The organism is Candidatus Nomurabacteria bacterium (assembly GCA_020632075.1).
Taxonomy (GTDB): Bacteria; Patescibacteriota; Minisyncoccia; order Phycocordibacterales; family UBA918; genus OLB19.
In genome coordinates this window covers 707,197-721,051 of sequence record JACKGH010000001.1, presented here as the reverse complement: position 1 = coordinate 721,051, position 13,855 = coordinate 707,197, and the positions used below count along the sequence as shown (strand labels likewise).

17 protein-coding genes are annotated in these 13,855 nt (G+C 49.6%); 9 read left to right on the top strand and 8 right to left on the bottom strand.

Annotated features, from left to right (window positions below; genetic code table 11):
• The first annotated feature begins 214 nt into the window (after window positions 1–214).
• Together H6786_03420 and H6786_03415 are read left to right on the top strand one after the other, a co-directional pair.
• Entirely contained in the window at window positions 215–658 is a 444-nt protein-coding gene (locus H6786_03420; protein ID MCB9816422.1) for an NUDIX domain-containing protein, read from the top strand.
• A gap of 102 nt (window positions 659–760) precedes the next feature.
• The gene (locus H6786_03415; protein ID MCB9816421.1) at window positions 761–1,393 is read left to right on the top strand and encodes a hypothetical protein; all 633 of its coding nucleotides are present in this window, start codon (window positions 761–763) and stop codon (window positions 1,391–1,393) included.
• Between the two features lie 50 nt (window positions 1,394–1,443).
• Here H6786_03415 and H6786_03410 read toward each other — a convergent pair whose 3' ends face one another.
• Window positions 1,444–1,815, bottom strand: coding sequence for a response regulator transcription factor (locus tag H6786_03410; GenBank protein ID MCB9816420.1), 372 nt, complete (start codon window positions 1,813–1,815; stop codon window positions 1,444–1,446).
• Window positions 1,816–1,900: 85 nt separating this feature from the next.
• Here H6786_03410 and H6786_03405 point away from each other — a divergent pair, with 85 nt between their 5' ends.
• Together H6786_03405 and H6786_03400 are read left to right on the top strand one after the other, a co-directional pair.
• A complete protein-coding gene (locus H6786_03405; GenBank protein ID MCB9816419.1) occupies window positions 1,901–3,187 on the top strand; it encodes a PAS domain S-box protein in 1,287 nt (428 codons plus the stop codon).
• 9 nt (window positions 3,188–3,196) lie between these two features.
• The gene (locus H6786_03400) at window positions 3,197–4,093 is read left to right on the top strand and encodes a hypothetical protein (GenBank protein ID MCB9816418.1); all 897 of its coding nucleotides are present in this window, start codon (window positions 3,197–3,199) and stop codon (window positions 4,091–4,093) included.
• On the opposite strand, the gene H6786_03395 is transcribed toward H6786_03400, so the two are convergent.
• Window positions 4,083–5,210 (bottom strand): beta-N-acetylhexosaminidase, encoded by a 1,128-nt coding sequence (locus H6786_03395; protein ID MCB9816417.1) that lies wholly within the window; start codon window positions 5,208–5,210, stop codon window positions 4,083–4,085. The two genes, H6786_03400 and H6786_03395, sit on opposite strands and share 11 nt — an antisense overlap.
• A gap of 132 nt (window positions 5,211–5,342) precedes the next feature.
• Here H6786_03395 and H6786_03390 point away from each other — a divergent pair, with 132 nt between their 5' ends.
• From H6786_03390 to H6786_03380, 3 genes are read left to right on the top strand one after another with little or no spacing between them, the layout of a single operon-like run.
• Window positions 5,343–6,767 carry a hypothetical protein gene (locus tag H6786_03390; GenBank protein ID MCB9816416.1) on the top strand — a complete coding sequence of 475 codons (1,425 nt, stop codon included), beginning with the start codon at window positions 5,343–5,345 and terminating at the stop codon, window positions 6,765–6,767.
• A gap of 2 nt (window positions 6,768–6,769) precedes the next feature.
• Complete coding sequence (locus H6786_03385) at window positions 6,770–7,426, top strand: ThiF family adenylyltransferase (protein ID MCB9816415.1); 657 nt, start codon at window positions 6,770–6,772, stop codon at window positions 7,424–7,426.
• Between the two features lie 18 nt (window positions 7,427–7,444).
• A complete protein-coding gene (locus H6786_03380) occupies window positions 7,445–7,663 on the top strand; it encodes a hypothetical protein (protein MCB9816414.1) in 219 nt (72 codons plus the stop codon).
• A 63-nt stretch (window positions 7,664–7,726) separates the two neighbouring features.
• Here the strand turns inward: H6786_03380 and H6786_03375 are convergent, their stop codons facing one another.
• The gene (locus H6786_03375; protein ID MCB9816413.1) at window positions 7,727–8,170 is read right to left on the bottom strand and encodes a pyridoxamine 5'-phosphate oxidase family protein; all 444 of its coding nucleotides are present in this window, start codon (window positions 8,168–8,170) and stop codon (window positions 7,727–7,729) included.
• A gap of 129 nt (window positions 8,171–8,299) precedes the next feature.
• Between H6786_03375 and H6786_03370 the strand changes: the two genes are divergently transcribed.
• A complete protein-coding gene (locus tag H6786_03370) occupies window positions 8,300–9,769 on the top strand; it encodes a PhoH family protein (protein MCB9816412.1) in 1,470 nt (489 codons plus the stop codon).
• 39 nt (window positions 9,770–9,808) lie between these two features.
• Here H6786_03370 and H6786_03365 read toward each other — a convergent pair whose 3' ends face one another.
• Window positions 9,809–11,200 carry a deoxyribodipyrimidine photo-lyase gene (locus H6786_03365; protein ID MCB9816411.1) on the bottom strand — a complete coding sequence of 464 codons (1,392 nt, stop codon included), beginning with the start codon at window positions 11,198–11,200 and terminating at the stop codon, window positions 9,809–9,811.
• A 53-nt stretch (window positions 11,201–11,253) separates the two neighbouring features.
• Between H6786_03365 and H6786_03360 the strand changes: the two genes are divergently transcribed.
• Window positions 11,254–11,925: a DUF305 domain-containing protein gene (locus H6786_03360; protein ID MCB9816410.1), complete on the top strand. Its 672-nt coding sequence runs from the start codon at window positions 11,254–11,256 to the stop codon at window positions 11,923–11,925.
• A gap of 41 nt (window positions 11,926–11,966) precedes the next feature.
• Here the strand turns inward: H6786_03360 and H6786_03355 are convergent, their stop codons facing one another.
• The 4 genes from H6786_03355 to H6786_03340 form a co-directional block, all read right to left on the bottom strand.
• Entirely contained in the window at window positions 11,967–12,722 is a 756-nt protein-coding gene (locus H6786_03355) for a hypothetical protein (protein MCB9816409.1), read from the bottom strand.
• Between the two features lie 47 nt (window positions 12,723–12,769).
• Window positions 12,770–13,228 (bottom strand): hypothetical protein, encoded by a 459-nt coding sequence (locus H6786_03350; GenBank protein ID MCB9816408.1) that lies wholly within the window; start codon window positions 13,226–13,228, stop codon window positions 12,770–12,772.
• A 94-nt stretch (window positions 13,229–13,322) separates the two neighbouring features.
• Window positions 13,323–13,646, bottom strand: a complete 324-nt coding sequence (locus H6786_03345) for a YbjQ family protein (protein ID MCB9816407.1) — start codon at window positions 13,644–13,646, stop codon at window positions 13,323–13,325.
• Entirely contained in the window at window positions 13,643–13,834 is a 192-nt protein-coding gene (locus H6786_03340; protein MCB9816406.1) for a hypothetical protein, read from the bottom strand. Before H6786_03340 ends, H6786_03345 begins: the two co-directional genes overlap by 4 nt.
• Window positions 13,835–13,855 lie beyond the last annotated feature (21 nt).

The following is a 13,855-nucleotide window of genomic DNA, read 5'->3' as shown; positions in this document are numbered from 1 at the left end:
CTTTGTTTTTGCGGACAGGATTGGGGTTGAACCGAGGCGACGCGAAGCCCGACGAAACAAAGTGAGTCGGAGTCGCCGAGTGGGGGTCGAGCGAATGAGATTTTTATGAGCTTGTGAAATAAAAATCCATGAGAGTGACCAACTCCAGTCCTGGACACAAAATGCAAAAGCGGGGCCGACGAAGTCGGCCCCGCTTTTGCTATACTGCATGCACATGAAAACCAAACAAGATGTGTCATATGGGATCATCCCGATTCGACCAAAGGAGAACAGTTGGGAGGTCTTTCTGATCCACCAGTTTAGTCGTATCGGCAATAACTCGTATTGGATACTGCCAAAGGGTCATCCGGAAGAAGGCGAGACGCCTCGCCAAACCGCAGAGCGAGAGCTCAAAGAGGAGACAGGATTGGAGGCGGAACGATTCTTAACGGAACCGACATTCACTGTCGCATATTCATTTGTGCACGACGGTGAAAAGATAGAGAAACGAGTGATATTCTTTATCGGCGTCATCGGCACCACTGTTACGCCAGTGCTTGATATGCAGGAGGTCAAAGAAGCAGGGTGGTATCCACTGGCGTCAGTGATCGATCGGTTGGACTATCGGGACACCAAAGAGATGTTTGTTGAGGCTAAGCGTTTCATAGAATCGCTCTAGTGATCAAACATTGCATATTTTTATTTTTCATGTTGTAATCATAAAAAGTGATCTTACGTTCGTTCGATCTTTTCTTCATCTGATAGCCACGGAGGACGCGTCATGCGTTACATTCTCAGTTTGATTTTGCTGTTAGTTGCATCGGGTGCTCAGGCACTTGATACGCCAAACAGTCGATTCTCGTGCCCGCAACTCGAAAATCTGCAGCACACGCTCGATCGGGTCACCAACGTGATGCAGATCTACAACCTCAACACAGGCAGTGACATCGTCAAAGACGAATACGGTTGTTTCATCATGGATCCGGGTCGGACCTTCATCTACGACGCGGCTGAAGCTGCACGTCGTGGTGTCTGGGGTTACCACGACGTTGGTTTCTGGGGGTTTCTCAAGACCAAGCATTTTTGGGTCGAAGTTTGGCGCGTTGCACACCCTGATGAGCAGATCCGGGTCCGGGGACGACTGACCAAAATGGGCGACCAGGTCCACTGGACAGCAGGGAAGTTGTATCCGGTCGAAGAAGCTGAGCCACATCGCATCTGCCGTGAGCGCGTCACGCGCAAAGATGACGTGCGTGTTTACGGCCACCAGCTGAGCTTCGGCAATGTCGAAGATGCTTGGCAGGCAAAGTTTTGCGCACAAGCACCGATGGTGCGACCTGAACGGACACCTGATCATCATCATGCTGGCGAAATGCGTGGTCGAGAACATCCGGGAGATTGGGATCGTCGGTAGAAAAACAACGCGGCCAAGGAACTTGTTCCTTGGCCGCTTTTTATTTGTTGTTAGACGTACGCCTCAAGTTTTACTTTAGCGACGATATCGTCGAGACTGCTGTGTGCTTTGATCAAGTAGTCGGTGATCGAACCTTCGTGTGCATCGGCGATATTTTGCACATCATCCATTGAGGTGAGCATGATGACTTTGACGGTTTTGCCCCAAGGGTCTTGTCGGAGTTGTTCGAGCATACTATGTCCGTCCATGATTGGCATCACAATATCGAGCAAGATCAGGTCTGGATGTTCTGCAAGCGCAGTAGAAAGTCCAGCTTGGCCGTTTTCGGCAGTAACAACCGCAAAGCCAGCGTCTGCAATCGCTTCAGCCATTGCTTCTCGGATGTCGGGTTCGTCTTCTACGAGCAGTATTTTCTTTTCCATAGTAGCCTGATAATAGCATGATTATGCTCAATTGCGACAAATTGCATAGCGATTACTGATCTGAAGCTGGTACTATATAGCTATCATGCCGTCGGATAGTCAAATACATCAGTTTCGTTGGATCGAGCGTATACTCTTGTTTCTAGCCCTTGGATTCACTGGCGTTTTTGTATGGTTGTTCGTGACGAACAGTCTTGCGTGGTATGCCGTCTTCGGCGGGATCGGCATACTTGTTTTACTCCTCATGATGCTCCTCTTTGTGCAGCATAAGATCGACGTTATGGTCGAGATCTCGATTTCGCAAGCGGGATATCTTCAAGATGACGTCTTTAGTTCTCTGTATGAGAACAGTCCGGTAGCGTATCTTTCGATCCTTAATGATGGAACGATCATTGATAGTAATCCGGCGGCAGTGAAACTGCTTGGCGGACAGGTCAGTACCATGGAAGGTTCAAATATCTTCAGTCTTATGCAGGGCACTGATGAGATCGATCCGGGGATCGTTCAAGGAAAGGTGGCTGCGGGACTGACCATGAAAGGAGTCGAAGTAGTGATACAGCCATTTGTTGGTACTCCACTTTGGGTGGAACTCTCGGTGTACAACCACCGGGTTGAAGGGCAGCGACTGATGGAGCTGGTTGATGTGACCGAACAGAAGCGGATCGATACCGCCAAGTCAGAATTCGTTGCTCTTGCGACGCACCAGTTGCGTACGCCGATCGCAGCGATCCGGTGGAATGTTGAGTTGTTGAGTAAAAATCTAACAGCACGGACCGAAAAGCAGGGAAGGTATCTGGATAAGATCGAACGGAATGTCTTCCGTATGATCAGTCTGATCAATGATTTTTTGAGTGTATCAAAATTGGAAATGGGCACGTTTGCAGCGCAGTCAGAAGATACAAATCTCACAGAATTCTTCACGAGCATCGAAGATGAATTTGCGGAAAAGATCACCAGCAAACAACTGACTGTTAATCGACAGGATGATCCGCCGAACTTGGTCATTAAGACTGACAGTCGATTGTTCCATATCATTGTGAGTAACTTGGTTTCGAATGCAGTGAAGTACCTGGTGCCAAACGGTACGTTAGTATTCTCATACCAACTCATTGGGGAGCAGCTCCAGATCGTTGTAGCGGACAATGGTATCGGTATTCCAGAATCTGAACTTGATAATCTGTTTACAAAATTCTTTCGAGCCAGCAACGCCCGGTCACATCAGACTGAGGGTACGGGACTTGGTCTGTATGTGGTGAAGCAGTCAGTTGAGCTGCTTGGAGGTACGATCACTGTTGATTCAAAAGAGAACGAAGGGGCTCGGTTTGTGATCATCTTGCCGGTGCAGGTGGTGTCATACGGCGAAATCCGCTAAGATGGTGAGGTGAAAAAACGAACATTTCTAATTGCAGTCGCATTGCTCGGTTGTGTATTCGTGCCAACTGCTACCCATGCACAGACCACAGATGCTGCGTACCGAGCCTTACTCTTGCAGCTTATTGAGCAGCTGCAGCAGCAGATCGCTGTTTTGCAGGCGGAGTTAGCTTCGCGTCAACAAGTTGAAGTTGAAGCGCCCCAGCAGTTGTCGGGCCTTTCTGCCACTGTCGACGTGGTGGCGGCTTACGAATTGCCTGATCAAAGTGTTGTGACATCTATTCCAAATGCGGCTCATCGTGCGTACTTCACACAGATGTTTGCGTTGTTTCCGAGTGCGTACGACTCATTCATTAAACGAGCGATTGTGTTTGGGGGTGACGAAGCAACTTTTGATGCGTTTGTAGAGACGATCCCGCCACGTCATGAGTACTGGTCATATGCGGTGCATGAGGATATGCTCGATGATCCAACTTCGGAGGCCAATGCAGAACTTATTATTCATGAGCTGGCACATCTCGTGGCATACGAAGAGATTCCTGGTGTCGCTAAGCCCGCCTCGGCTCACTGTGTCGATTACTTTGAGATTCATGGCTGTCCAAAGGCTAATGCATACTTAGCAGTCTTCGCTAAAACATTTTGGTCAAGTGCAGATCTAGACAGGGCAGAGCGCTATGCTCACTCCGATGATCCGTTCGGATCGGGGTATGATTACTACCAGATTCACAAGAGTACATTTGTGTCTGACTATGCCGCGCAAAATCCAGAAGAGGATTTTGCTGAATCGTTCTTGTTTTACATCTTGAATAAACCTGTCTCAGGTGCCATCGCTTCAAAGAAGGTTGATTTCTTTGATCAGTATGCATACTTGCGATCGATCAAAAATGAGATCGAGGTCAGTCTATAGTTTGTTTGAGCTTTAGGACTCGGTCATAGCTTTCGTCGATGCGAGTTTGGGGAAGGGTGCCGGCGCCGACAGCATCGAGAAGGACTTGAGTTACCGATGACACTGACTGAGGCTCTGCAGCTAAGAGCACTATGTCGGCGCCGGCCTTGATCGCCTGCACGGCTGCTGCTTCGACGGTCCAAGTGTTGTCGATCGCATCCATACTTAGATCATCAGTGATCACGACCCCCTGGTAGCCAAGTTCGTCGCGCAGGTAGGTGCTAAGGAAAAATGGTGAGAGTGTCGCAGGGTATCCGTCTATTTTTGGGAAGAGGACGTGCGCGGTCATGAGCGCTTGCGGTGTGTGTGCGGCAAAGAGTTCAGTAAAGATAACAGTGTGTTCGGGTAGTTCTTCCAGGGTAATGTCTGCGGTGGGTAACGTAGTATGTGAGTCATCGCTTGTATCTGGGTGGCCAGGAAAGTGTTTTGGAGCTGCAGCAACACCATTTTCTTTCATGCCTTCGATCATTGCCGCTGCTAATTCTGCGCTAAGGGAACTGTTCGGGAAGACCCGAGAGTACATAAATGACTCAGGGTGAGTTGCGCTATCGAGTACGGGTGCAAAGTTTAGATTGATACCAAGATCAGATAATTCTGCTCCACGCAGTGTTCCAACCTCGTATGCAGTGGCGGTATCCTTGATCTCCCTCTGGCTTGTTTGTATGAAGCCATCTTTGTACCTAGTGACTGGGCCGCCTTCTTGATCGACTCCAATCAACAGTGTGCTCGAAGATACTGCTTGCCAGGTTGCGACCCACTCCCGAGTAGTACTTGCTACTTCCGGTGCGCTCATGATGATCACACTGCCAAGGTGGTAGTTGGCGATCAGGTCCGTTGTGCTTGCGAGTGGTTGATCAGCCCAATGACCGATCATTATGAGTTGGCCAATTTTTTCTTCCAGGCTCACCGCAGGCAGAATCAGCCCAGTTGTACTTGCTGCTACTGCGGGAGTGCTGCTCGGTGCAAGAGCTGGTTCAGGTATTGGTGTGTTTTGTGGATGCAAGTGAAAAAAGAGCATCAGCGATGCGCCAATAACGATCAGGGTTAAAAAGGCAATGACAATTTCAGTTCGTATCATGCAGTAAGGATAACAGACTATTTTGAAATAGACGCTGTCAAATGTTTTATTTGATATTGACATAGTGCGTTTTATGAAGTATTTTCACACTCGAATTTGAACCTTTGAACTTTGATAGTGAGGAATCAAAATATGAAGAAGATCTTTATCCCAGAACAGTTCTGGGTGGGGTCGGCATTTGAAGGATTGCCGGTACCACTTACGATCGTGTACATCAATGGATTCTCGATCAAGGGATATCCGCTTGACCTCGATAGTGAAACTCTGAATGGACTGCTCGAATGTAGTCCAGAAGTGGTGGCTCGGTTATTGGTGCGTGAACGTGTCGATAATAGATTGATCTCGACAGATCGCGAGGCGTATTTCTTTGACCAGGGCGATGCACCACATGTCGAGACAGCTATCGATCACGGATCAGAATTCAAGCGAATGACGTACGAACCGATCTTGGAAGCGATGCAAGATACGCTACTGAAATTGGCATTTGTTTCGGGTAAGCACGTGCACCTACATCTGTGTTCGCATGGTTCAGTGCAGTATCCGTACAATGATTCTGACACCGTGCATATCGTTTTGGGCGCAGTGCCACCTGGTGAAAATCAGGAATTCGTTGCAACCCACGTTGATGATGTGCGCCTACAACCGTCAGGACACGAAGTGGCTGTACCGGGAGTTGCTCACGGATATGGATTGGTTGTGCACGACCGCTTTAATCAGCGGATCGGTCAGGTGGTCGGTACAACGTTGTATCTATTCGTGCCGGTCGATGATGACTCTCTGCATCTGCTTGCAGCTAATGGCACCGATTTGTTTGCCGTAGCGCTTGGATATGCCTGGCGAGTTTTTACCGCACGAGACAAGGTCGAGTTGCTGACTAAACGCCTTGAGACCGCAGAAGAGTACGGACAGTACCTCGTGAGCATGATCCAAAGGTTGCACGATAATGTGGACGCCAAGGTCAAGCGGGTCGATGAGCGGATCGCCAATTATCGACGCATTATTGCTGAACTGTTGCTCGAACGTCGGTTGATGCTGGCGCAGAAAAGCAAAGGCATTTTTGAGGTTGTTGATCAGTCAGCATTGGAGGGTTGGGAAGTGCTCCGCACACACCCTTTGATCGACTACCTTGAGCACCCCGATAGTACGTATTTGCATGTGCATACCAAAGACGTGGTCGTGCAGGATGCTGCAGGGGTAGAGCGATATCTCGGTCGGTTCATCATTCGGATCAGTCGGTATCAGAAGGTGCACGTTTGGTCCAAGTGTTTGCCGCATCCGACGCTCGTTCCGCATCCGCACATCGGTGCCTCCGGTTCGGTCTGCTTCGGCAACGTCACAAATGAAGTTGATGAGTTGCTGACCTCTGGGCAAGACGAAGATCTCATTTGCCTTATCCTTGATTGGCTGCAGAATGGCTATGATGAATCATTGGCTGACGCGAAGATCGAAGAATGGCCTGTGTTCGGAGATGATTCGAAGCAGGTTCATGATCTTGAGGGGGTCTTTGTAGGATACGAAGGCGATGTGCAACTTGGATTGCTGGAAATAAAGGAGTGACAATGGCAGAAAACTTCGCTCATCAAATGAACCTGTTCGATCCACGCCTGGCACGGCCGGTGGTTGTGATCGGGGCTGGTGCGATAGGTAGTTGGGTCACTTTGGCCCTCGCGAAAATGGGTGTCAGCGACATCACGGTCATCGACGGTGACACGGTCGCGTCACACAATGGATCGATGTCACTCTACACCGGTGCCGACACTGCCCGCCTAAAGGTGGAAGTGTTGCGAGAGCGAGTCAGGGAGTTGGCAGGCGTCGAGATCAAAGTGGTGCCTGAGATGTACTCAGGTGGTCCACTGCCGAAAGGGGTCACCGTCATTGCTTCGGTGGATACGATCCCTGCACGCAAGTTGATCTGGAAGCAACTGCTGCAGCAGAGGTTCTCACACGATCTGCTCGTTGACACGCGTACCTCGGCTGCGTATGCTGAGGTCTACGCGGTGAATCCTAAAAATGGAAGAGACCGTGAGGAGTACGAGCGTTCATTACCGCCCGAAGATAAGGCGGCACCGCAGACTTGCGGATTCCATGGTGTGATCTTTGCGTCACTGCACGTTGCAGCGTGTGTTGCATCGACGGTAGCGCGGTATTGGCAAACTGGCCAAAAAGTCACGTGTCGGCCGCTGAAGTCTGACACGTTCGAGGTGGTTAAACTGTAACCAGAGAGGTGAAGTGTAGTGAAAGTGATCGTGAAAGTTCATCCCCGTGCCGGGGAGAGTAGTGAGAAAGTCGTGTCGGTCGAAGACTCCGGCGCATCGGTAGCAGCGGTGCTGCAAGCGGCTGGTCGTGACCCGAACAACATGAAGGTCACCATGAACGGTAAGGAGGTGTCGCTGGATGCACACGTTCCGCCCGACGCGGTTCTTACCCTGACGGAACGTCCGCAGGGTTCCTGATTCCTCAAGTTCCTAAACAGAAGTAAACCGGAGCAAACGCTCCGGTTTTTTTGTGTCTGTATGTTATCTGATCTCACTCAGATCAACGATCGATAGTTCACCACTGGCGGCATCGAGCCAGCGTACGAAATGAGGCGTGAGTTTGAACATGACAAAATCTTCGGCTCCTTCGACGTAGTACTTCGCTGGATTCTTCTCTTTGAAAAACGAGTGTACCTTTTCTTGGTCTTCTGGCGAAAGTTGTGTAACGTCACCGCGAATGTCGACGACCTTCAGTGGGTCAACCACTTCTTCGATCACCGAAAGTGATACGACTGGATTATCGATAATGTGCTGATATTTTGAAAATGCTTTGCGAGTACCGAAGAAGACATTGAGCTCATCGTCGATCACATAGAGCATGAGGGACGTGGTCGGAAGACCCTTTTCATCAAGAATTGAGAAGACTGCCTTACGGTGTTGGTTGAGGAAGTCGATGATCGTTTGGCGAAGTTGTGCTTGATTCATGGATAATGAATGATTAGATGAATAAATATGTAAAGTATAACAGCAAACATCTGACGGTTTGTGTAGTTGCGGAACGCCCATTGGTCAGTATGCTGTGGGCAGTACGAATGTTCTATTACAGGAGGTCCTATGGGACACAAACAACAGAAGCAGTATATCCTCGACACCAACGTGCTCATGCATGACCCAGATGCACTACTCAAGTTTGGTCGCCACATTGTGGCGATTCCGCTCAAGGTGTCGGAAGAGCTTGATAATCACAAGAGTGGCGTGCTCGAAAAGAATCGTAATACGCGGCAAGCCATTCGAAATCTTGATGGACTGATGCAAAACTACAACGGTGCTGCCAATCATGAAGGTCTAGTGGCTCAGATCCAACTTGATGGTCTGTGTGAGTTGACCGAGAAGTATGGCGCAACTGGACAATTGTACCTACAGACGGAAGAGGCAAGAAAGATCGAGTTACCGTTTGTCTTTGATGATGACAAATATGACAACTCGATCTTGCGCTACGCATTGGCTGAGAAAGATCGGCGAGGAAATGGGCGTGGTGGCGGTCCTCGACCTGTCATCTTGGTCACCAAGGATATAAGTTTGCGTAACAAAGCGCGTATGTTAGGTATCGAGGTACAGGACTATCGAAATGAAGCAGTATCGCTTGAGGATATCGACGTCCTTGCGACCACTGGTATGCAACACTTGCCAGAAGGTTTTTGGTCAGAAGTACAGTTTGCGGAGTCGCAACAGGATAGCCGTTATGGATCTGTCACTACGTTTGAGCATGAACTGGTAGGAAGCTGGTATCCCAATCAGGGACTGGTCATTGGAGAGGAGTTCGAATCAGGGAAACTCTATCGTGTGCTGGAAACGAGTGGTACGAGAGCGACAGTGTTGCAGATCCCGGATTGGCAACGTCAGCGTCGCGAAGCCTTCGGTATTCACCCAAGAAACATGCATCAGGCATACGCCATGCACTTGTGTCTTGATCCGCATTTGCCAGTGGTGTTTCTCAACGGGATTGCCGGTTCGGGCAAGACCCTCATTGCTCTAGTCTGCGGTCTTGAACAGATCTTTAATGAGCGGATCTACACTCGGATGATCGCGACCCGTGCCACTGTGCCGTCTGGAGAGGATATTGGCTTCTTGCCTGGTACTGAAGCAGAGAAGATGCAACCATGGATGGGTGCGGTAACCGATAACTTAGAAGTTATCACGCATGAATGGGAGGATGATAAGTGTGCGGATGGACTCCATGCAACCGGTATGAAAGGTGCTAGTATGGAGATGTTGCGTAGCCGCATTGATCTGAAGTCGACCTCGTTCATGCGTGGTCGGACCCTGTTCAAGCGGTATATCATTCTTGATGAGGGCCAGAATCTAACCCCAAAAGACATGCGGACTCTGATCTCGCGGGTCGGCTTTGGGTCTAAGATAGTCGTCCTCGGGAATGTGAAGCAGATCGATGCGAAGTACCTGACCGAAACAGACAATGGGCTGTCCGTGTGGGCGAATCGTTTCATGCCGAGTCCGCTTGGTGCGCACGTTATCTTGCAGGGTAGTGAGCGGTCAGCAGTGGCAGACTTCGTGGAACGTTTCTGAGTGTTCCTTACGAAAGGCCGTGGTATACCACGGCTTTTTTTAGTTTGTTTGTTTTGCTGCTTTGTACGCCGCCAGGGCGCGGTGATAGCTTTCTTTTTGATCTACTAGGGGAGCAGGGTAGTCGGGCGCGAGCGTGCTGAAGTCTTGGGTTTTACCATCGGTGAGTTTGGTGGTGGGGACGTCCTGTAGTTCGGGAATCCATTTGTATATGTACGCAGCATTAGCATCGTACTTGGTTGCTTGGGTGTATGGATTGAAGATACGCAGCGGTCTCGGATCGGCACCCGTTGAGGCACTCCACTGCCAACCGCCGTTATTTTGTGCCGGGTCGTAGTCGACGAGCGTTTGCGCAAAGTACTTCTCACCCCAGTGCCAATCGATAAGGAGATTTTTCGTGAGGTACGATGCGACGATCATACGGGAGCGGTTGTGCATCCAACCGGTGGTATTGAGTTCGCGCATGGCGGCATCGACCATGGGCACGCCGGTTTGGCCGGCACACCATTTTTCAAACTGTGCTTTGTCATTGATCCACTTGAGGTTGTTGGCCCAGGGCAGAAATGATCTTTTGAAGACGATCGGGAAATGGTAGGCGATGTAGTAGTAGAAGTCGCGCCAGTAGAGCTCGGAGATAAACTGGCTGTGGGCCCCTGCGTGTTCGATTGCGTGGTGGAACGTTTCGCGGATCGAAAGAGTGCCAAACTTATGATGTACCGATAGCTTGGAGGTTCCGTCTTCAGCGAGGAGGTTGCGCCGGTCTTTGTACTGCGGGAGATAGCCGCCGCGTAGCAGCTCAAGTGCTTCAGCGCGCCCGCCCTTGATGAGGAGTTGATCGTTTGGTTCTTTGGGTGCGAAGTCATTGAGGTTACGCGTGTGTGTCTCTAAAGCCGCGGAAAAATAATTATCAAAATTATTTTTCCGCGGCTTGGCTACCTCATACGTCATGGCTTTTTTCATAAACGGTGTGAATACCGAATACAATTTTCCTTCATTGGTGCGGATCTCCTCAAGTGGTGAAAGGGCGATGTCGTCATGTCGCTCAAACACCACGTCGTGTGTTTCGCAGATATCGGCGATTTGCTTGTCGCGGGTGCGCGCAAACGGTGTGTAGTCTTTATTCACAAAGACCGCCCGTACGCCGTCGCTCGTGATCAGGCTTTCGACCACTTCAGCCGGATCACCATGAAAGACATACAGCTTCAATCCGCGCGCTTGGAGGGCTGCTTCAAGCTCGAGCAGAGAGCGGTGCAGAAACTGAAACGCATTGGCACTGAAGTATTCGTTTTGCGTGGTGTCGATCTGGCGTGGGTCGAAGATGAACGCCGGAATAACCTCCTTACTTTGTTCGAGCAGGGCCAGCAGTCCGAGATTGTCCTCAAGGCGCAGGTCGCGACGGAAGATGAAGAGTGATCGGGCGTATGGTTTGGTCATGAATTGCAGTATAGCAGCTGCAAGGTTTTGCTCAATTCTGCGTACTAGAAAGCATGAAAAAAGACACAATTTTGATCGGCATCATCGCACTGTTGGTGGGTGGTATTTTTGGCTACTGTGTGGGTCAAGCTGCCGATTGGCATGATGGTGACCGGTATGGGCATGAGAAGTATGGTCGATCCGACGATCGCCGTGACCTTGAAGCAGATGATTGGGAGTACGGTGGCATGGGTATGATGGGTGCTTGGAATGATGAGGTTGATCATTCTATGCATATGGGCATGATGGACATGACGGTGAGTTCAGAAAAAGAGTTTCTCGCTGGTATGATCCCACATCATCAGGAAGCGGTGGATACGGCGAAGGAAGTGCTCGCACGGGGCGCCACCACACCAGAGATCAAAGCGTTGGTAGAAAATATTATCGTGGCGCAGGAGCGAGAGATCGCTGAGATGAAGGAGTGGTACCAAAACTGGTACGGTGAAGCGTATCAGGATAATGGTTCGTATCACGAGATGATGCGTGAGCTCGAAGGCTTGAGTGGGGAAGCGATCGATCGTGCGTTCCTCAGCGATATGATCATGCACCATATGGGAGCGATCATGATGGCACGCAGTGTCGAGCCGCACATCGAACATGACGAGATCAAGAACCTGGCTGCGAATATCATTAAGACTCAGTCAGAGGAGATCAATGAGATGCGTATTATGTTGCGGAATCTATAAAGAGAAAGCCGCTTATCAAGCGGCTTTTTCTTTTTCTTGCACTATTCTGCATCAAGGAGAATATTAAGATCCTTAATGGTCACGTCACCGTCTAGATTGAAATCATACTGCGGATCATCACTAGTGATGTGGAGCATGAAAATGCTGATGTCAGCTAAGGATTGTTTGCCGTCACCGTTGAGGTCGGTAGAAGGAGCTGATTCTGCTACTCGGTATGTTGATTCCTCACTTTTTTCTGTGATGAGGTTAGGCATCGTTTCTGCAACGGTGAAGAGGGCGTCTCGTGACTGGGCTAGCTCTATATCGGTGCCGAGTCCGTCATGACGCAAGACGCGTGGTGTGTGGATGGATATGATCCCATCTCCTTCGCGCAACGTTTCAAACTCGATGGTGATGAGTGTGTCTGAGCCAGAGAAACCGCCGGCTCTTGTGGTGCCGCCAGCAAACTTCAGCGTACCGTCACCGTTGCTGTACCAAGGTAGCTCTGCCCAAAGATCTGCGATGGAGGTGTTATAGTCAATGCCTTTGATGTACAGAATTTCAGGATCAAAATGAACTTCTCCAGCAAAGACGTTGGTTGGTTCTGAAGATTCCACAACAATATTGACAGTAAAAGTGTCCCCCTTAAGTAGGATTTTTTCTCTTGGCTCGATGCGCATTTCAGCTGTTGGGGTTGTTTCGATGGGGAGGATATTTATACTCAATATAGTGAGTAACCCCACTAGTGCTGAGGCGGTAAGGAGGGCTGGTGGAATAGAGCCTTGCTTAAAGTAGAGTGACGAGAATCGTTGTCTCATGATGCTTATTATGTCATGTTTCCTGACTCGGTTTAGTAACTAGAATTCTAGTTGACCACTACTGATCGAATAAATTCAGGTTCATCTTCTTCAGTGACTGGGTTGTAGTGGTCTTCGTACGCACTGTATTCACCGTAGCGATTGATCCGCCAAGTATAACGAGCTTCACCATTCTCATCGAAAGTGGCCATCTGATCGTTGTCGCTAACCATTCCTGGACCTTCGAGGGTCACAAGTTTGGTCTCTCCCGGGGTGCCGCCGCGAATGAGTAAGTACACCTCACTGTATTCGCCAGGCACTACGTGTACGAAGCTGATATCAGTACCAATGTTGGTGAGTGATTCGATGAATGATAGTTCACCTTGGTCGCTTTGTTCTGCAGGTGCCGGAGATGTGTTATCGGTCACGGCTGGCGCCTCGGAGGTCTGCTTGTTGGTGGTCATGAAAATAATGATAATGAGTACCACTAACACAAACAGAATGATGCCAATTTTCTTGCTGTTCATATGATTGCACTATACCGTACTGAATGACGCTGGCAATGTGTGTGATTTAAAACGGGGCGCTCCCAAAGGGAGCGCCCCGTTTTAAATCATAATCTTACTTAAGTTTCACTGCGGTGCCATACGCAAGCATTTCAGCTGCGCCGGCCATGACCATGGAAGTTGAGAATTGCATGGCGATGATCGCATCGGCACCCATCTCGATTGCGTGATTGACCATGCGATTGTATGCCTCGTCACGTGCAGCGGTGGTCATTTCGGTATAAGTCTTCACTTCGCCGCCGACGATACTCTTAAGGCCGGCGCCAATATCACGGCCGATGTTTCGTGCGCGAACAGTGTTACCCTTTGCGACCCCTAATACTTCGCTGATCTCGCGCCCGGGTACGTCGATGGAAGTGGTGACAATGATATTGCTCATGGTTGCTGATTGTTATGTGTATCTTTGGTAATTTTCTCGATCTCGTCTTCTTTTTTGTTCAGCAGGATCGCTACGCCAACGCCAGTTATGACCAACCCATAGAGGGTGGCAAAGATCCCCGCGGAATACATATATATGAGCCATAGTCCGAATGCCATGACCGCGACTCCTGTAATGATCCGAAACATGAGTTCATTATATACCTGGTT

Bases quoted from the DNA above. Each gene is read 5' to 3' on its own strand.
- H6786_03420 (MCB9816422.1), top strand. From the start codon at position 215: ATGAAAACCAAACAAGATGTGTCATATGGGATCATCCCGATTCGACCA.
- H6786_03370 (MCB9816412.1), top strand. From the start codon at position 8,300: ATGGGACACAAACAACAGAAGCAGTATATCCTCGACACCAACGTGCTC.
- H6786_03395 (MCB9816417.1), bottom strand. From the start codon at position 5,210: ATGATACGAACTGAAATTGTCATTGCCTTTTTAACCCTGATCGTTATT.
- H6786_03410 (MCB9816420.1), bottom strand. From the start codon at position 1,815: ATGGAAAAGAAAATACTGCTCGTAGAAGACGAACCCGACATCCGAGAA.
- H6786_03415 (MCB9816421.1), top strand. From the start codon at position 761: ATGCGTTACATTCTCAGTTTGATTTTGCTGTTAGTTGCATCGGGTGCT.
- H6786_03340 (MCB9816406.1), bottom strand. From the start codon at position 13,834: ATGTTTCGGATCATTACAGGAGTCGCGGTCATGGCATTCGGACTATGG.
- H6786_03355 (MCB9816409.1), bottom strand. From the start codon at position 12,722: ATGAGACAACGATTCTCGTCACTCTACTTTAAGCAAGGCTCTATTCCA.
- H6786_03350 (MCB9816408.1), bottom strand. From the start codon at position 13,228: ATGAACAGCAAGAAAATTGGCATCATTCTGTTTGTGTTAGTGGTACTC.
- H6786_03360 (MCB9816410.1), top strand. From the start codon at position 11,254: ATGAAAAAAGACACAATTTTGATCGGCATCATCGCACTGTTGGTGGGT.
- H6786_03375 (MCB9816413.1), bottom strand. From the start codon at position 8,170: ATGAATCAAGCACAACTTCGCCAAACGATCATCGACTTCCTCAACCAA.
- H6786_03365 (MCB9816411.1), bottom strand. From the start codon at position 11,200: ATGACCAAACCATACGCCCGATCACTCTTCATCTTCCGTCGCGACCTG.
- H6786_03405 (MCB9816419.1), top strand. From the start codon at position 1,901: ATGCCGTCGGATAGTCAAATACATCAGTTTCGTTGGATCGAGCGTATA.
- H6786_03345 (MCB9816407.1), bottom strand. From the start codon at position 13,646: ATGAGCAATATCATTGTCACCACTTCCATCGACGTACCCGGGCGCGAG.
- H6786_03385 (MCB9816415.1), top strand. From the start codon at position 6,770: ATGGCAGAAAACTTCGCTCATCAAATGAACCTGTTCGATCCACGCCTG.
- H6786_03390 (MCB9816416.1), top strand. From the start codon at position 5,343: ATGAAGAAGATCTTTATCCCAGAACAGTTCTGGGTGGGGTCGGCATTT.